The sequence below is a fragment of the Paenibacillus sp. 01L418 genome (assembly GCF_056400045.1).
On sequence record NZ_JBFTSN010000103.1, the window covers coordinates 1 to 17,714 of the forward strand.

At 42.3% G+C, this 17,714-nt stretch carries 21 protein-coding genes and 4 tRNA genes; 21 read left to right on the forward strand and 4 right to left on the reverse strand.

The features are described 5' to 3' along the window. The first annotated feature begins 7 nt into the window (after positions 1-7). The 10 genes from AC1DSE_RS14765 (at position 8) to AC1DSE_RS14810 (ending at position 9,017) form a co-directional block, all read left to right on the forward strand. Positions 8-163 carry a hypothetical protein gene (locus tag AC1DSE_RS14765; RefSeq protein WP_477527834.1) on the forward strand — a complete coding sequence of 52 codons (156 nt, stop codon included), beginning with the start codon at positions 8-10 and terminating at the stop codon, positions 161-163. A gap of 89 nt (positions 164-252) precedes the next feature. Then, entirely contained in the window at positions 253-810 is a 558-nt protein-coding gene (gene rfbC / locus AC1DSE_RS14770; RefSeq protein WP_477509111.1) for a dTDP-4-dehydrorhamnose 3,5-epimerase, read from the forward strand. Between the two features lie 71 nt (positions 811-881). Then, positions 882-1,754 carry a glucose-1-phosphate thymidylyltransferase RfbA gene (rfbA, locus tag AC1DSE_RS14775; protein ID WP_477509126.1) on the forward strand — a complete coding sequence of 291 codons (873 nt, stop codon included), beginning with the start codon at positions 882-884 and terminating at the stop codon, positions 1,752-1,754. 698 nt (positions 1,755-2,452) lie between these two features. Then, complete coding sequence (gene rfbB / locus AC1DSE_RS14780; protein WP_477509110.1) at positions 2,453-3,475, forward strand: dTDP-glucose 4,6-dehydratase; 1,023 nt, start codon at positions 2,453-2,455, stop codon at positions 3,473-3,475. Next, the gene (gene rfbD / locus AC1DSE_RS14785; protein WP_477527830.1) at positions 3,476-4,318 is read left to right on the forward strand and encodes a dTDP-4-dehydrorhamnose reductase; all 843 of its coding nucleotides are present in this window, start codon (positions 3,476-3,478) and stop codon (positions 4,316-4,318) included. A 184-nt stretch (positions 4,319-4,502) separates the two neighbouring features. Beyond that, positions 4,503-5,909 (forward strand): undecaprenyl-phosphate glucose phosphotransferase, encoded by a 1,407-nt coding sequence (locus tag AC1DSE_RS14790; protein ID WP_477509108.1) that lies wholly within the window; start codon positions 4,503-4,505, stop codon positions 5,907-5,909. Next, positions 5,899-6,870, forward strand: coding sequence for a glycosyltransferase family 2 protein (locus AC1DSE_RS14795; protein ID WP_477527831.1), 972 nt, complete (start codon positions 5,899-5,901; stop codon positions 6,868-6,870). Before AC1DSE_RS14790 ends, AC1DSE_RS14795 begins: the two co-directional genes overlap by 11 nt. 185 nt (positions 6,871-7,055) lie before the next feature. Beyond that, positions 7,056-8,480, forward strand: a complete 1,425-nt coding sequence (cls, locus tag AC1DSE_RS14800) for a cardiolipin synthase (protein ID WP_477509106.1) — start codon at positions 7,056-7,058, stop codon at positions 8,478-8,480. Between the two features lie 130 nt (positions 8,481-8,610). Then, positions 8,611-8,793, forward strand: coding sequence for a hypothetical protein (locus tag AC1DSE_RS14805; protein WP_076271822.1), 183 nt, complete (start codon positions 8,611-8,613; stop codon positions 8,791-8,793). 41 nt (positions 8,794-8,834) lie between these two features. After that, positions 8,835-9,017 (forward strand): H-type small acid-soluble spore protein, encoded by a 183-nt coding sequence (locus AC1DSE_RS14810; RefSeq protein ID WP_339204576.1) that lies wholly within the window; start codon positions 8,835-8,837, stop codon positions 9,015-9,017. A 94-nt stretch (positions 9,018-9,111) separates the two neighbouring features. Here the strand turns inward: AC1DSE_RS14810 and AC1DSE_RS14815 are convergent, their stop codons facing one another. Together AC1DSE_RS14815 and AC1DSE_RS14820 are read right to left on the reverse strand one after the other, a co-directional pair. Continuing rightward, positions 9,112-9,423: a dehydrogenase gene (locus AC1DSE_RS14815; protein ID WP_441876393.1), complete on the reverse strand. Its 312-nt coding sequence runs from the start codon at positions 9,421-9,423 to the stop codon at positions 9,112-9,114. Between the two features lie 75 nt (positions 9,424-9,498). Further along, complete coding sequence (locus tag AC1DSE_RS14820; protein WP_441876396.1) at positions 9,499-9,945, reverse strand: cupredoxin domain-containing protein; 447 nt, start codon at positions 9,943-9,945, stop codon at positions 9,499-9,501. A gap of 167 nt (positions 9,946-10,112) precedes the next feature. Here AC1DSE_RS14820 and uptA point away from each other — a divergent pair, with 167 nt between their 5' ends. The 6 genes from uptA (at position 10,113) to AC1DSE_RS14850 (ending at position 15,708) form a co-directional block, all read left to right on the forward strand. Further along, positions 10,113-10,721 carry an undecaprenyl phosphate transporter UptA gene (uptA, locus tag AC1DSE_RS14825; protein ID WP_477527835.1) on the forward strand — a complete coding sequence of 203 codons (609 nt, stop codon included), beginning with the start codon at positions 10,113-10,115 and terminating at the stop codon, positions 10,719-10,721. 65 nt (positions 10,722-10,786) lie between these two features. Beyond that, complete coding sequence (locus AC1DSE_RS14830; RefSeq protein ID WP_339204573.1) at positions 10,787-11,353, forward strand: thioredoxin family protein; 567 nt, start codon at positions 10,787-10,789, stop codon at positions 11,351-11,353. 18 nt (positions 11,354-11,371) lie between these two features. Next, the gene (locus tag AC1DSE_RS14835; RefSeq protein WP_477527832.1) at positions 11,372-12,025 is read left to right on the forward strand and encodes an MBL fold metallo-hydrolase; all 654 of its coding nucleotides are present in this window, start codon (positions 11,372-11,374) and stop codon (positions 12,023-12,025) included. Between the two features lie 23 nt (positions 12,026-12,048). Beyond that, the gene (locus tag AC1DSE_RS14840) at positions 12,049-14,307 is read left to right on the forward strand and encodes a Tex family protein (RefSeq protein WP_477509105.1); all 2,259 of its coding nucleotides are present in this window, start codon (positions 12,049-12,051) and stop codon (positions 14,305-14,307) included. Between the two features lie 103 nt (positions 14,308-14,410). Beyond that, on the forward strand, positions 14,411-14,857 hold the full coding sequence (locus AC1DSE_RS14845; protein ID WP_477509104.1) for an RrF2 family transcriptional regulator: 447 nt from the start codon (positions 14,411-14,413) through the stop codon (positions 14,855-14,857). Positions 14,858-15,036: 179 nt separating this feature from the next. Continuing rightward, positions 15,037-15,708, forward strand: coding sequence for a nitroreductase family protein (locus AC1DSE_RS14850; protein WP_477527833.1), 672 nt, complete (start codon positions 15,037-15,039; stop codon positions 15,706-15,708). Between the two features lie 183 nt (positions 15,709-15,891). Here the strand turns inward: AC1DSE_RS14850 and cmpA are convergent, their stop codons facing one another. Further along, a complete protein-coding gene (cmpA, locus tag AC1DSE_RS14855; RefSeq protein WP_441876410.1) occupies positions 15,892-16,044 on the reverse strand; it encodes a cortex morphogenetic protein CmpA in 153 nt (50 codons plus the stop codon). Between the two features lie 80 nt (positions 16,045-16,124). Next, entirely contained in the window at positions 16,125-16,487 is a 363-nt protein-coding gene (locus AC1DSE_RS14860) for a hydrolase/acyltransferase (protein WP_477509102.1), read from the reverse strand. Between the two features lie 131 nt (positions 16,488-16,618). Here AC1DSE_RS14860 and AC1DSE_RS14865 point away from each other — a divergent pair, with 131 nt between their 5' ends. The 5 genes from AC1DSE_RS14865 (at position 16,619) to AC1DSE_RS14885 (ending at position 17,609) form a co-directional block, all read left to right on the forward strand. Then, the gene (locus AC1DSE_RS14865; protein WP_477509101.1) at positions 16,619-17,098 is read left to right on the forward strand and encodes a SprT family protein; all 480 of its coding nucleotides are present in this window, start codon (positions 16,619-16,621) and stop codon (positions 17,096-17,098) included. A 27-nt stretch (positions 17,099-17,125) separates the two neighbouring features. Continuing rightward, positions 17,126-17,201, forward strand: a tRNA-Asn gene (locus AC1DSE_RS14870). Positions 17,202-17,206: 5 nt separating this feature from the next. Further along, a tRNA-Ser gene (locus AC1DSE_RS14875) sits at positions 17,207-17,297 on the forward strand. A gap of 105 nt (positions 17,298-17,402) precedes the next feature. Continuing rightward, positions 17,403-17,477, forward strand: a tRNA-Glu gene (locus AC1DSE_RS14880). A gap of 56 nt (positions 17,478-17,533) precedes the next feature. Next, positions 17,534-17,609: transfer RNA gene (locus AC1DSE_RS14885), tRNA-Lys, on the forward strand. The last annotated feature ends 105 nt before the right edge of the window (positions 17,610-17,714 follow it).

The window sequence follows — 17,714 nt, forward strand, 5'->3', positions numbered from 1 at the left end:
ATATCCGATTGTTTATGTTGTTCAATATTTTGTGAATCTAATATTGATTAACATTCTAATTAGGTATTTTGGATTATCAAGTTCACTTGTTCCTATAATTGTAATCATATTAACGATTCCAATAACGTTTACCCTTTCGAAAATAATTATAAAAGGGAAATGAATAATCAATTTCGTGATGATCAGACTATTCATAGTTGTTAGAGTTGTCAGTTGTGAGTATTTTTTACTAATAAAGAGTAGGTGGAAAAGTTGAAAGTATTAGACACTAAACTGCCAGGTGTTAAGCTTCTAGAACCAATAGTATTCGGCGATGATCGTGGTTTTTTTATGGAGACATACAACGAGATTATTGCTCATAATAGTGGCATACCTAATGCTTTTATTCAAGATAATCATTCATTATCTGTTGAAGCAGGGGTGCTTCGTGGCTTGCATTATCAATTAAACCCAAAAGCACAAACCAAATTAGTGCGTGTCACATCGGGTGCAGTCTATGATGTTGTTATCGACATTCGTCGTGGCTCTCCTACATTTGGAAAATGGGAATCTTTTATACTTAGTGCTCACAATAAGAGACAGTTATTAGTTCCTAAAGGATTTGCACATGGATTTTGCACAATTGTATCTAACAGTGAAGTTCTATATAAAGTAGATGCACTCTACTCTCCTGAGCATGACCGTGGAATCTCATGGAATGATCCAGCGTTGGGAATAGATTGGCCGACCTCAAAACCGATTACTTCAGTGAAGGATACGGAATACCCTCTTTTAGCAGATGCTGAAAATAACTTTTATTATGAAGAATAGCTTGTTCCAAAGTGCGTTTAGTAAATATACTCGATTATCAAATTGAGACTTTGAATTAGGTAGGTGTGATGGTGAAAGGCATTATATTGGCTGGTGGTAGTGGCACGAGGCTATATCCTCTAACAAAAGCAACTTCTAAGCAATTGCTTCCGATTTACGATAAGCCTATGATTTACTATCCATTGTCTGTTCTGATGTTAGCGGGAATCAAGGATATTTTAATAATATCAACTCCTGAAGATACGCCTCGTTTTGAACAATTATTAGGAAATGGAAATGATTTAGGTATATCAATTAGTTATGCCATTCAACCTAGCCCTGATGGGCTGGCACAGGCGTTTATTATTGGCGAGACTTTCATAGGCGATGACAATGTGGCGTTAATCTTAGGGGATAATATCTTCTATGGTCAAGGGTTTACAGAAATGTTAGCATCAGCTGTTCGTCGTGATGAGGGTGCAACTGTATTTGGATATAAAGTTAAAGATCCACAAAGATATGGTGTAGTTGAATTTGATTCAAATTATAGAGCAATATCTATTGAGGAAAAACCGAATAAACCTAAATCTGATTTCGCGGTAACGGGATTATATTTTTATGATAATAAAGTGGTTAATTATGCGAAACAAATCTGTCCTTCAGATAGAGGAGAACTTGAAATAACCGATATTAATAAAATATATTTGGAACAAGGTCAATTAAATGTGAAGATGTTTGGACGGGGTTTTGCTTGGCTTGATACGGGAACCCATGAATCATTAATGCAAGCCTCACACTTTATAGAGACAATTGAGAAACGCCAAGGATTCAAAGTCGCATGTATTGAAGAAATAGCCTATTTGAAGGGATATATTACAAAGGAACAGTTGAAGATACTTGGTCAAGCCCTTTCAAAAAATGATTATGGAAGATATTTGTTAGATCTATCTGATCAAAATCTATAACAGTTGAATAAGATAATCATACCGGTCATATGTAATATTTCACATTCTATTTTTGTATTTTGGAAGGGCGTAGCCTTAGAATGCAGTTGAGATAGATTGATTTTTTAAAAGGAATTACAGAATTGGCAGTTGTATTTGACCACTTATTTTCGATCATTTATCAAAATAAAGAATTCCATTCACTAACAATCTATTCTGCAACTCTGTTTATTTTATTGGCAGGCGTAACCTCCGGAATATCTAAGATAAGTTAGGCTCTCTGATTGAGCATGCAATATCAGAAACGCTTTATTCTCTCTTTATAAATACTGAATGGTTAGATATTAGTTGGTCTAATCCACCAAATGTTTATGTTTACAATTATTGCTCTACCCGGTTATTTTTTGTTTCAAAACTCTCATACACCTAGGACTTCTAAAAAAATTTCATTTTTAGAGTTGCTTGGTAAATTATCATTGTATATCTTTCTATATCATTCCTGATTCATTTATTTGGGAATTAAGTGTATCAATACAAATATTTTCAAGTATTGGTGAAAAGGTACTTTTTGTAATGATAGCAATATTGCCAAGTGTTTTAATAGGGTTGGCTGTTCAATACAAGAAAAAATTCAGCTTAATTATGGATTAGAAAACTATTAAGTGAAGCTGGACTTGAAGCATTAATTACAATTTTTTTATGAAAGGTGAGTCAGACTCGTGAAACTACTCATTACCGGCGGAGCCGGCTTTATTGGGAGCAACTTTGTTTTATATTTGATTAAGAATTATCCCAGCTACGAGATTATCAATGTTGACGCACTTACTTATGCTGGCAACCTAGAAAACTTACGTTCAATCGAGAAGCAACCCAATTATACGTTCGTTAAAGCAGATATTACTGAACGCTCAGAGATGGATCCGTTATTTTCAGCTGGTATTGATGCTGTTGTTAATTTTGCGGCAGAATCTCATGTTGATCGTAGTATTTTACAGCCAGATGTATTTGTGCGAACTAATATACTTGGTACACAAACATTGCTAGATCTAACTAAGCAATATAATGTGAATAAATTTGTACAGGTATCGACGGATGAGGTATATGGAACGCTAGGTGATACTGGACTATTTACAGAAGAGACACCTTTAGCTCCGAACAGTCCGTATTCGGCTAGTAAAGCTGGAGCAGATTTACTTGTTCGGGCTTATCATGAGACATTTGGACTAAATGTTAATATTACTCGTTGCTCCAATAACTATGGTCCATTCCAATTCCCAGAGAAGCTTATTCCATTGATGATCCAGAATGCGATTCATGATAAGCCTTTGCCCGTTTACGGGGATGGTCTGAATGTGCGTGATTGGTTATACGTAGAAGACCACTGTAGCGCAATTGATCTGGTCTTGCATAAAGGAGTTAATGGTGAAGTCTATAACGTAGGTGGACGCAACGAGCGGAACAATCTACAGGTAGTCCGTACGATTCTTGAAGAACTAGGCAAGCCAGAGTCGCTTATCTCATATGTGAAGGATCGTCTTGGCCATGACCGCCGCTATGCAATTGATGCAGATAAAATCCGCAATGAACTAGGCTGGCAGCCAAAGTTTAACTATGAGAACGGAATTAAGGAAACAATTCACTGGTACCTAAATAATAAAGAATGGATGGAACAAATTACATCAGGCTCCTATCAACAATACTACGATACTCAATACAAGGAGCGTTTGGAGGCGAAAGAATAAATGTCTAGGCTAAAAATAGTTGTAACGGGTGCTAATGGGCAACTGGGAAAAGAGTTATCACAGTGGTCGAACGTATCCGCCGATATTATTGGACTTAGTCGAGATATTCTTGAAATTAAGAGTTTATCAGCATGCCGCCAAATATTTTCACTTCACAGTCCAGACATCGTGATTCATTGTGCCGCATATACAGCAGTGGATCAAGCTGAATCCGAATCAGATGAAGCTTTTCGAGTAAATGCTGTTGGTACGCGTAATGTCGCTATTGCTGCTAGGGAGATAGGTGCCAAGCTCTGCTACATCAGTACAGACTATGTGTTTGATGGGTTTGGAGTCACCCCTTATCACGAGTATGACATTACCAACCCGAAGACGGTATATGGTATGTCAAAATTAGCAGGCGAGCATCTAGTACAAACATTACATGATCGATATTATATTGTGCGTACATCATGGGTTTATGGTAAGTTTGGAAATAACTTCGTTAATACCATGTTAAAGCTGGCTGAAGAAAAAAGTGAACTTAAAGTGGTTTCGGATCAGCTTGGATCACCAACCTATACGTATGATTTAGCAGAATTCTTAATAGAATTGGTACAGACCGATTATTTTGKAATTTATCATGCGTCTAATACTGGAGTTTGTTCGTGGTTTGATTTTGCAAAAGCAATTTTTGAAGAAAGCGGACATAAAACAATCGTTACTGCTTGTAGTACAGAGGAATTTCCTCGTCCAGCTCCAAGACCAGCTTATTCGGTTATGGAACATAGCGGTATAAGAATTAATGGTTTAAAACTGCTTCGACCATGGAGAGAAGCACTTAATCATTATTTAAATAGTTAATATTAATTAATGATATCGGGGAGGTCGAGGAAGTAAACACTGTCCAAGGCCCCCTTTTTTATATTCTTATATGATAGTTCTGATATTTTGTAATATATGTCTTTTGAGGTATTTAAACATATTAAAGATTTTGATAAACTGTTACTAGATCGAATTTTAAAGAAACGTAGGTGAACTCAGCAAAATGCTTCGACAAAACCAACGGTTTCTGACGCAATTATACATGATGGCAGATCTTATATGCGCTTTGCTTGTATTTTTATTTGCGTATTGGTTAAAGTTTTATAGTAATATATTGCCTAATATTAAATCACTACCATTTTCTACTTATTTGCTATGGGGAACAGTTTATTCTTTCTCGGCAGTATTAATTGGTTTTTATTTGCAGTTTTATTCCCCTAAGCGTCGAAAAAGATACTCTTATGACATTTGGAAGATTTTTCAGATTCAAACCATTAGTTTTCTTGGTCTGTTAGGCATGTTATATTTTACCCGTGAAGTACATATCTCTCGTGAATTTCTAGCCATTTTCTTTTTCATGAATTTTATCGCCATTGCGTCATACCGATATTGGGTCAAATCGATCCTCGCTTCATTTCGTCGCAAAGGCTTTAATAAACGTTTTGTACTTATCGTTGGGGCGGGTTCCGTGGGACGCAGTTTCTATACAAATCTGCAGCAGCACCCGGATCTTGGTTATGAGGTAGTCGGCTTTTTGGATGATTTTCAAGATGAGCATGCGCCTGAGCATCAGTATATGAAGCCGATTATCGGAAGGCTCGACGCTTTGAAGCAAAAGCTGGATATGATGCCTATTGATGAAGTCATCATTGCACTGCCGCTTGAAGCGCATGCGAAGTATGCGGAAATTATTGAAATGTGTGAACGAACGGGCGTGAAGACGCTAATCATTCCTGATTTCTTTGATCTGCTGCCGGCTAGGCCATTTTTTGATAATTTTGCAGGCATCCCGCTTATTAATGTAAGGGATATTCCGCTCGATGAGCTGAGCAATCGGATATTAAAGCGCTGGTTTGATATCGCCTTCTCATTAGTAGCGATTGTTATAACGTCTCCAATCATGTTGTTCGCTGTCATAGGGCTTAAGCTGACATCGCCTGGACCCGTATTGTTTAAGCAGGAGCGGATGGGGCTCGATCGCAAAACGTTCCATATGTTTAAATTCCGCTCGATGCGTGTATCAACGGATAAAGTATCAGATACACAGTGGACAGTAGAGAACGATCCAAGGCGCACCAAGTTTGGCAGTTTTCTTCGTCGCACGAGTCTGGATGAGCTGCCGCAGTTTTTTAACGTCCTGCTCGGCCATATGAGTGTGGTTGGTCCGCGGCCAGAACGTCCCTATTTCGTGAATCAGTTCAAAGAGGAAATTCCAAAATATATGGTTAAGCATCAGATTAGACCTGGAATAACAGGCTGGGCACAAACCAATGGCTTAAGAGGCGACACTTCCATACAAGACCGTATTATGTTTGATATTTTTTATATTGAAAATTGGACTTTTTTCTTTGATATCAAAATTATTTTCAAAACGGTACTGAAGGGCTTGATTAACAAAAATGCTTACTAACAGCGATTCAGCATGCCGAGTATCGATTATTATTCCTACATTAAATRCAGGGCCAGAGCTGGAAGAGCTATTAGAGCGATTGAAGCATCAGTCGCTTCCTCCATATGAAATCATCATCATAGATTCCTGCTCGGACGATGGGACGCAGGAGCGAGCACTCAAGGCTGGCGCCCAAGTGATGCGCGTTGAACGCCGAGATTTCGATCACGGTGGTACGCGCAACGTTGCAGCGATGCAAGCACGCGGCGATATTTTGCTATTTATGACACAGGATGCTCTCCCTTGCAACGATAAGCTCATTGAAGAGCTGACTCGCCCACTTTTATCTGGAAATAATGTGGCGTATGCTTATGCAAGGCAGCTGCCGAGACCAGAAGCTAATGTGCTGGAACGACTGGCAAGGGAACATAACTATCCGGCACAGTCGCAATTGAAAGCTTATGAGGATATTGAGGAACTTGGGATTAAAACATTTTTTTGCTCCAATGTATGCTCAGCGATTTGGCGTGAGACGTTTGAGACGATGGGGCGGTTTCAGGAGCCTGTCATCTTTAATGAGGATTTATTTATGGCTGCCAAATGCATTTTGACTGGCTATAAGGTTGCTTACTGCGCAGAGGCTCTTGTTTTTCATTCGCATGACTATTCGATAAAGCAGCAATTCAAGCGTTACTTCGATAATGGAATATCTATGCGATGCAATACATGGATCACGCCTTACAGCGCGGTTGGCAAAGCAGGCTCAAAGCTCGTTAAGCTGCAGCTGAATGAGCTCAATCGAACCGGCAAATGGCATCTGATTCCCAAGCTGATCGCTGAATCAGCAGCAAAGCTGATCGGCTATAAGCTAGGCATGAATTACCGTTTACTGCCGCAGTTTATAACAAGAAGGCTTAGCATGCATCGCCTTATCCTTACTCATATTGAAAATAATAATGCTGGCGTGACAATGAAACAATAATCCACTCATCAGATCTAATTATTAATCTGCAATTCAAATTCTTAAGCTCGTCCGATTAGCAATAATCGGCGGGCTTTTTTTAATGTTATAAGATTTTATAAGAATAGGTATGTAAGCATGCGTTCAAACTAGAGGGACTTGTAAGATTCTGCACGGTAAGGAGAAAATGAGGTGTTATTTTAACTATGGGGTACATTTGGCTGTCGGCAATATTAATCGTATATATTATTCAGCTCGCTGTGGTTTTTGTGATGGAGCATCGTCGTCAGGTACAGTTGACTGCATGGCTTTTCATTACATTTATGTTCCCGTTCATAGGTTTTATAGCCTATATCATGCTTGGGAAAGACTTTGTCAGGCGCAGGCGTATGGAACGATTTAAGCAGGAGACTATACGCTATGCGAATCAATTATCCGAGCAGGTTACAGAGGCAACGGATATGGGAAATGAGCAGTTTGAGACAAAAAATAAACTGTTTGCCATGCTTACTGGCCTAGCTCCGTTTCCGATTACCCGTAATAATGAAGCATTCGTTTTGAATAACGGTGATGACACATACGAGGAGATATTGAGAGAGCTGAGACGAGCGACCCATCATATACATATGGATTATTACACGATTAGAGATGATGAAATTGGCCAACGCTTTTTGCAGGTGTTAACGAGTAAGGCGAGGGAAGGAGTTCAAGTCCGGATCGTATATGATGGGATAGGAAGCCTGCATTTAAGTGATAAGTATATCGAAGAGCTTCATCGTGCAGGAGTTCGGACAAGCTGCTTTTTACCGCCGCGCATCGCCTTTTTTGACAGAAAACTAAATTATCGCAATCATCGAAAAATCGTTGTAGTAGATGGAACCGTAGGTTTTATCGGAGGTATCAATATCGGTGATGAATACTTAGGAAAGGACCCGAAGCTTGGCTTCTGGCGGGATACCCATTTGCGTTTAAAAGGGGACTCTGTATATTACCTGCAGGAGCTTTTTATGAACGACTGGGCCTTCGCGGCTAAAGAAGAGTTGGATGGTAAAGCGTATATGACGCCGCATCATTGCCTAGGAAATGAAAGGGTGCTGATGGTCTCAAGTAAACCGGGACAGCATGCTCATAAGATTGACGAGGTCATGTTTGCTGCAATAACAGCGGCTTTGACGAGGATATATATAACGACACCTTATTTTATACCTGATTCCAGCCTGCTTATGGGTCTCAGAACGGCAGCACTCAGCGGGGTAGATGTGAGGTTGATTATACCGGGCATTGCGGACTCCAAGCTCGTACTGCTTGCCACACTATCCTATATGCAAGAGATGCTGGATGCGGGAGTGAAGGTTTATCGCTATGAGAAAGGATTTATTCACTCGAAGGTGATGATTGTAGATCACATGCTGGCCACTGTTGGAACAGCAAATGTAGATATGCGCAGCTTGCTAAGTAATTTTGAGCTGAACGCGGTGCTTTTTGACGAAGGGACGATTAAGAAGCTGGAAACGGATTTTATGGAGGATTTGAAGCATAGCCGAGAATTGGACAAAAAGACCTTTATGAATCGACCGAATCGACAAAAGGCAGCAGAAGAATTACTGCGCATGTTATCGCCGCTGCTGTGAACGATGCATGCTTGACTGCGTTTTCGGGCATATTTTTCGAAGGTGGATAAACCATGTTATTACCGCCGCGAATGCGAAATCAGGCCTACACGGTATACGTATTCGCCAAAACAAATGGGAGGGTATAACTATGACAGATACTAACGACGAGCAAAAACAAGAGGCGGCAGATCCGAAGCATGAGGGTCGAGAGGATTATTTTATGGATATCGACAGAATGGTAAATGAAGGATTGGGCGGCGGCAATGTAACGCTGCAAAACGGCCTTATTGACGAATCAACAACAGATACGATGGAACGTGAATCCAGATAGCAATTGTTCAATGAATTTATAAAAAAGGAGGGGTAGGCAGTATGGACGTAGCACGCGCGAAGCAAATATACGAATCTGAACAGACAGTTAAAGTTCATCTGGATGAGGATTCGGTCTGGATTGAAAATGTCGACGAGGCGAATGGGATGGCAACCGTTATGGTCGGCAACAATCCTGTGAACACAAAGACGGTATCCTGTGACCGATTGAAGGAAGAAGGTTAATCATTACAAGCTAAGCAACAAGCAGCTGCACAGAAAAAGAGGCAATCCCAATAATAAATGGGAAAGCCTCTTTTTTGTTTATCCAATAACCATCTTAACCGCCAAAAGCTTCTCTAAACGCGATACAAAGCTGATTGCGATCGACTTCCCATAACTCGGCAATTTCAGCGCTGACATTCTCTTCCCACCAGTCGCATTGGATCTTCCGATTGTCTTTATTTTCGTGAACCCAGATCAGGTTGACAATAACCTTTTTAAAATAAAGTTTTTCAGCTTGCTCCATTTTCTCTTTGGACACCCAAAGTTTCATGCGCTTCACGGTGCGGTATAGCTCGTTGCTGCAGGCTCTGCGGATTTTACGCGCAGTCGGTAAGCCGGCTGTATGTTTTGGCGCGTTAGCTTTCATTATAGACCGACTCCTCTCTACCCCATATGTATGCGCCCGGGGAGAAGGAGGTCACTCGTTACAGCTGTTTGCCTGCTAATCTACTGTGATATATCCAACCATTGGTCCACCGTGGCGCATATCAGTATGGGTCAAGCATAAAATAGGATAAGTCCCCTCTTTTTTGGCAGTGAATCGTACAACCGTCGTTTTGCCTTTTAGTACTTCTCCCTTAATGCCAAGGCCTTCAATGACAAAGGGATGGCTTGCTCCACTTACACCACTAATATGCAGCTCAGTTAGTTCATCCTTTTGGACAACAATTTGACCCGGATCCCAGCGATACATTTCATGCTCTTTGCCGTCAGCGGTTTGTGACTTGTATTCAACCGTAACAATCTGGAAAATTCGCGGCTCTGACGGTTGTCCATCTACCTCTTTTGATCTGTCCCAGCTTAAGTAAACGCCGGTGAATACGATAAGGACTGCAACTACAATAAACAGTTGAATTTGTCGTTTACTTACAATAAAGACCTTTGACATGAAACGCTCACCTCATCCATTCGTATCATTTAAGGCTAGTCTATGCAGGGGCTTGTCAGCACATGACAAAAGTGGAAGGTTGTCTGTATCGTATGTTAGAATAGCTTCAGCGCAGCAAAAGCAAGCGAAAGCCATATTTTATGCAGGAAGGCGGATTGAGAACAGGAATGGATTTTATTCATGAAGTATTGGACAATGTATTGCAATGGGTAGAGAGTCTAGGGTACTTTGGTATTTTGATCGGACTATTGATTGAAGTTATACCAAGTGAAATTGTGCTCGGCTTTGGAGGTTATCTCGTATACAAAGGGGATATTTCCTTCTGGGGGGCAGTGTTGTTCGGTACGTTAGGTGCAATTGGACAAAACTGGATTTTATATTGGATTGGCAGATATGGCGGACGGCCGATCGTCGAGAAATACGGTAAATATATAAAGATCAAACAAAAACATGTAGATATTTCTGAAAATTGGTTTAACAAGTATGGCGTAGGCATCGTGTTCACTGCACGTTTTGTCCCAGTAATGAGACAGGTTATTTCAATTCCAGYCGGTATGGCAAGAATGAATTTTGGATTATTTACATTGCTGACTGCACTTGCATCTCTGCCATGGTCTATATTGTTTATTTATCTAGGCAAATCACTTGGCGAGAACTGGGATAAAATCGATGAGAAAGCTGCGCCTTATGTACAGCCTGCTATTCTTATCGCAATTGCACTCCTTATTATTTATGTCCTTTTCAAATTTGTACGCTCACGCCGCAAATCGGTATAATAGAACAGTCAACCTTGCATTTTTTTCTGATGAGCAACCATTAAATAGACGAAAGAGGGATTCATATGAGCAAAAGCATTGCAGATAAACTGGGCAAAGGAATAAGCCCGCAACAATTTATTGATGGCATGACCAAAAATAAAGAGCAGTTTTTGGATTGGTCGGAAAAGTTCGTTTGGACCGACGAGAGCGATAAGGAATATTTTGATTCGCTTAACAATCGTGATGATCTACGTGTATTGATCCTGATGGCTGATTGGTGTGGCGATGTTGTACGCAATATTCCTGTTGTATTCAAAGCGCTTGAGAACAGCGGCGTTCCGATTGACGTGCTCATTATGGAAGAGCATCTCGACACGATGGATCAATTTTTGACACTTGGCGGCCGTTCTGTACCTGTCGTTATTGTTGCGGATACAGGCGGAGCAGTGCTAGGTAAGTGGGGACCGCGTCCTACTCATGTTCAGGAAGCTATGCTTGCGTTCAAAAAAGAAAATCCTGACCGTGAAGCAGCCGACTATCAAGAGAAGCTGGCGATTACAAGACAGGAAATTGGCCGTCGTTATGGAGAAGGAACTGAATATCAATCCGTTATTGTGAAAGAGCTCCGCACTTTGTTGGAGTCATTTTAAACGAATATGAGTGAGAATATGAAGATTGAAACTTTTACATTAGGTCCCCTGCAAACGAATGCTTATCTCATCACGGTGAAGGAGCCTGCAACGGTAAATGGTGAAGAGGCGCAGGAACGCGGCATCGTGATTGATCCAGGAATGAATCCACGCAAGCTGATTGAGCGCCTAAAAGATGTGAAGGTGGAAGCAATTTTATTGACTCACGCTCATTTCGATCATATGGGCGGAGTGGATGAAGTGCGAAAGCTCGCTGACTGTCCTGTGTACATACATGACTTGGAGGCAGACTGGCTAACGGATCCGCGTAAAAATGGTTCAATGAGATGGCAGGATGTAACGCCTCCGCTTTCAACGGATCCCGCTGAATATGCGCTCGCGGAAGGTCAAACCTTATCGCTGCTTGGACTATCTTTCCGAGTTATGCATACACCGGGGCATTCTCCCGGCAGCGTAAGCTYCCTGCATGGCAACCATCTGTTCTCAGGCGATGTGCTCTTCAAAATGTCAGTTGGCCGAACGGACCTGCCGGGCGGACGTGAACGTGATTTATATGACTCCATTCGCTTGAAGCTGTACAAACTAAACCCAGAAGTCATTGTATATCCAGGACATGGCGGACGTACGACGATTGGTTTTGAAATGGCGAACAACCCATATACGGGTGCATGAAGCATGAGGAAGGGGCATGACGTTTGGCGGATACAAAGGTACAGCATTTTACAGATGATGTAGAAGAGAACGCGGGAAAATCGAAATTGACAGTGGAACAGAAAGCTGCCGAAAGTCAGCGAATTATTACTGGAATAGCTGCACAGTTATCGATCCCGGTCACAAAAGTGAAATCTGCAGTAGGCTTGCTCGATGAGGGCAACACCATTCCATTTATCGCGCGTTATCGGAAAGAGATGACGGGTGAGCTGGATGAGAATGATCTAAGAGCAATCGAAGAGAAGCTGCAATATATGCGGAACCTGGAAGAGCGAAAACGCGAGGTTATTCGTCTAATTGATGAGCAAGGCAAGCTGACTGAAGAGCTGCGCGCTTCGATTACCCAATCGGTTAAGCTGCAAGAAATAGAAGATCTATATCGGCCATATCGGCAAAAGCGGAAGACTCGTGCGAGCGTCGCGAAGGAAAGAGGACTGGAGCCGCTATCAGAATGGCTGTGGTCACAGCCGCGTAGCGGTGATCCGCTTGTTGAAGCTGCCCGTTATGTGAACGAGGAAAAAGGTGTACCGACTGCTCAGGATGCTTTAAATGGAGCTTCGGACATCATTGCAGAAAATATTGCCGATGATGCATCTATTCGCGCTTGGGTTCGCAAATTCACATTTGATCAAGCGCTAATCAAGACAGAAGCAAAAAATGCTGCTGAGGAAACGGTATACGAAATGTATTACAGCTATCAGGAGCCGGTTCGAAAGCTTCCTCCACATCGTGTTCTTGCGATTAATCGTGCTGAACGCGAGGATGTGCTGCGTGTTGCCTTTGATGTTCCTACGGAACGCATTCATGAGCATATCCAGAGAAAGCTGCTTAGAAACGGGACTGCGCAATCTGTACGCGATGTGCTTGTATCGGTCATTGAAGACTCTTATAAGCGTCTTATCTCGCCATCTATTGAGCGTGAGGTTCGTGGCGAGCTGACAGAAAAGGCAGAGGAGCATGCCATTTCCATTTTCTCTGAAAACTTGCGCAATCTGCTGCTTCAACCGCCCGTTCGCGGCAATATCGTGCTCGGAGTTGATCCGGCTTTCCGTACCGGGTGCAAACTCGCAGTCATTGATGATATTGGCAAGCTGCTGGAGGTCGCGGTATCTTATCCAACTCCTCCGAACAACAAAGTGGCTGAAGCTGAGAAGCTCATCAATGGTTTAATTGATAAATACAAAGTAGAATTGATCGTCATAGGCAATGGAACAGCCTCTCGTGAGACGGAACAATTTATTGCTGACTTAATAGGCAAGCGCAAAGCGGCCGGAGCGGGCGGCGCTGAGCTTAAGTACATAATTGTCAATGAAGCAGGCGCAAGCGTTTATTCGGCCTCTAAGCTCGCTCAGGAGGAGTTTCCGGCGCTAGACGTCGCAGAGCGCAGCGCAGTGTCGATTGCCCGCAGATTGCAGGACCCGCTTGCAGAGCTCGTTAAAATCGAGCCTAAAGCAATCGGAGTTGGACAATATCAGCATGACGTTAGTCAGAAGCGCCTTGATGAGACGCTTGGCGGTGTAGTTGAATCAGCGGTTAACCATGTTGGCGTCGATGTGAACACAGCATCAGCATCTTTGTTATCCTACGTGGCGGGCATTAATGCTACCATCGCTAAAAATATCGTGAAATATCGTGATGAAAACGGACGCTTCATTAAACGAAACCAGCTGCAGAAGGTACCGCGTCTTGGCGCAAAATCTTATGAGCAATGTATTGGTTTCTTGAGAATTGCTGAACCAGTCAATCCTCTAGACAGCACGCCGATTCATCCGGAATCTTATGAGGTTGTAGACAAGCTGTTTAGTGAGATGGGCCTTAGCCTTAAGCAGTTAGGCTCAGAGGAGCTAAGAACAAAGCTTGCCGAGCTAGACGCAGATCGTATCGCGCCAACGCTTGGCGTGGGCGTACCTACTTTGCGGGACATCATGGATAGCTTGCTTCGTCCGGGTCGCGACCCGCGTGAAGAGCTTCCTCCTCCGATTTTCCATACTGATGTACTCAATATCGAGGATCTGGCTCCAGGAATGGAACTTCACGGGACAGTGCGGAATGTCATCGATTTTGGTGCGTTTGTCGATATCGGCATCAAAAATGATGGGCTCGTTCATATTTCACAGCTTAGCGATAAATTCGTTAAACGTCCGATGGATGTTGTATCTGTCGGTGATACGGTTACGGTATGGGTGCTTAGTGTCGATTCGAAAAAAGGCCGAGTAAGCTTGACGATGCGCAAGCCTAACTAACGGTTTCCATATATAAAGTGCTTGCCTGTTAGGAGGCAAGCCCTTTATAATTTAACAAGTGCATGGGCATCGCCTACTACCCTACAAAAGGAGTGAGATGACTATGAAGACAGAAAAGGCAAGCGGATCAGCCCATTCAAAATGGTTTGGACTCGCTTTGCAGGCACTCGTTATTTTATCGCACAAATCAGAATGTTATCCAAGTGCGGCTATTGCCGGCTGCTTGAACTCGGAAGCAACACAATTGCGGAAAGTGCTGGCTAAGCTGGCTGCTGGGCAATTAATTGAAACAAGAGAAGGTCGTGATGGAGGTTATAGGCTGAAACGCCCTCCAGAGGCGATATCGCTCGCTGAGGTGTACATTGCTCTCAAAGTAGGAGAACCTCTCTGCAGCGGCATGCTGGATACAATCAGCCTGCATGATGCTGGATTGAATATGAAATCAGCATTCATGGATATTGCAAATGAGATTGAACAGAATACGATCGAAACACTGCAGCAGTTTACAATTGCGCAGCTTGCTCAAAAGACATTGCCTAATTCTTCTTAAAAAGTAATTAAATTTACTAAAGTTAGTCGATTGACAAAAGTATCGACACGACCTATACTGTGTATATAAATGATACAGTTCATCTTTCATTAACTGTGCCGTACGAAGCACAGTATATTCGCGAGATTAACTGAGTAGAATCTTGCACAGATAAAAAAATTTCCTTTGGAGGGAACCATATGACAACAACTCAAAGCAATTCACAAGAAAYTCAAACGAATGAACAATTGAATGCAACTTTCTTTGATGTTTTAAATAGCCGTCGTTCTGTACGTGAATACGACAGCAGTGCAGTAATTTCTGAGGAAGAAATCAGAGACATTCTTGCAACTGCGATCAAAGCGCCATCTTCATCGAATATGCAGCCTTGGCGTTTTCTCGTTGTAACTGATCCTGAACTGAAGCAAAAGCTGCTTCCCATCGCATTTAACCAAAAGCAGGTAGCTGCTGCATCAGCGATTGTTATTGTTCTAGCTGATTTGGAAATGTACACGTTGTCCGAAAAAATTTATGGATCTGCGATTGAAGCAGGTTTCATGACTGAAGAAGTGGGCAACAACTTTATTGCGAATTCTACGAAAATGTACTCAGCTTTGCCAGCAGAGCGCTTGAAAGAAATCGTTGTATTTGACACAGGCCTAGTGGCGATGCAGCTTATGCTGACAGCTCGTGCTAAAGGGTATGATTCCGTTCCTATGGGCGGATATAACCGTGATCAAGTGATGGAACTGTTTAATATTTCGGATCGTTATTTGCCGACGTTGATGCTTCCAATCGGCAAAGCAGCAGTAGAAGGCCGTGAAACAACTCGTCTATCGGTTGATGATGTTACATTTTTTAACAAATTTTAATTTATCGATAACMAAACAATAACAAAAAGCGACCCTCAGATAGTGGGGGTCGCTTTTGTTATTCTAACGATAAGTAATTAGGAGTTCGCCATTACATTCTGCTTTATTTCACCGTTTAAACGAGCTAATCCCTTAAAAGTATGGCAGCAGCCCTATACGGTTATGTGGTTGGGCAGTGATCGTTTACTGAAATTCGGTGAATTCGGTTTCGGTGCCTTCTTCCTTTGAACCTTGTTTGTTGCGGTAAAAATACCAGCAGTCATTAAGCAGCTTAATTTGTCTGCGGTCTTTCTTTTGAAATGCACGCATCATTTGATTGCACAGCCACTGTGGCATACCTATCGTTCTCCTTCCCCAGGCCTAAMTTGTTGTAATACTACAATATGGGGAAGGGCGTGTGTCCGTGCAGGTCCTACCTATATACTCTGTTCTTCTTCATACTCTTCGTACCACTGTTCAAGCTGAGCTTGCAGAGCACGAATTTCTGTTAAAAGCGAAATAAGCGGATAGGACTTCTCTTGTACGCCGGCAAAATCCTTCTCAAGGCTGTTGATGTAATCCAGGCCTGAGACGATATTAATGGAATTGTCGTGAAGCTCAACATCGTTGCACTCAGCTACAGCATAAGGCAATACTGGAACATGCTCTGCCGTTAGCTTGTCAATTTCTTTATGAAGCCGGAGGTTAAGCGCACTTAGCTGATAAGCGTGCGATTCAGGCATTTCCACGAAAAGGATGATGTCATTTTGTTTCAATAGGACGTAGCGCATAGTTGCCATAATAATTATTGATCTCCCCTTTAGTTTGTTACCGTACATATACTGTAAATTTTCTGCACATTTAATAATTCCTACTTGACAGTGTAGCCTATGCCAGCTTTAAAATTCAAGTAGTTGGGGGAGAATAATGAATGAATAATGAGGCGCTGCAGCAATGGGTTGAGCATATTTCGATAACCTTTTTTAATCGTCCGTTTTTACATCAAGCTACATTCAACAGCCGACTTAAAGCAACAGGAGGACGCTACTTTACAAGGTCCCATAATATTGAGATCAGTCCTCATCAGCTTTCGGCTTTCGGGCATGAAGAAACCGAGAAAATTATTAAGCATGAGCTTTGCCATTATCACTTGCATATATTGAAGCGGGGATACCAGCATCGTGATATTGAATTCAAACAGCTGCTGGCTCAGGTAGGCGGCTCACGCTATTGTCAGTCCTTACCTGAACGCGCGGAGCGTAAGCAGCAGCCATTTCGGTACAAGCTTGTTTGTACCAAATGCGGGATGGAGTATCTGCGCAAAAGGAAGATTGATCCTGCTAAATACGCTTGTGGAAAATGTCGCGGAAAATTAGTGTTAAAAGTGATTGACAATCAAAGTAGTACATGATATATTATTACTTGTCACTTTTACTTTTCCCTGATAGCTCAGTTGGTAGAGCACTCGACTGTTAATCGAGTTGTCACAGGTTCGAGTCCTGTTCGGGGAGCCAGATTTGGAGAGATACCCAAGTGGCTCAAGGGGACCCTCTGCTAAGGGGTTAGACTGCGTAAGTGGTGCGAGGGTTCGAATCCCTCTCTCTCCGCCACATTTTTCTCACAAGTGTTTGCAACGGGAAGACCGTTCATCCGGTCTTTTTTATTTGCCACAGTGGTTGCAGCATCGTGGAAATCTCATTTGAAGTGTTCTGTATGGCCCGTTGGTCAAGTGGTTAAGACACCTCCCTTTCACGGAGGTAACAGGGGTTCGAGTCCCCTACGGGTCACCAATTATTCACACAAAAAAATGTACTAGCTCTTCGGAGCTCGTTTACAATTACAGCGAGAGCCATTAGCTCAGTTGGTAGAGCACCTGACTTTTAATCAGGGTGTCGAAGGTTCGAGTCCTTCATGGCTCACCATTTTCTTGATTAAGAAGATGCGAGCGATGAACGTTCGACTTATAAATGTGCGGTAGTGGTGGAACGGCAGACACGCTATCTTGAGGGGGTAGTGTCCCATGGACG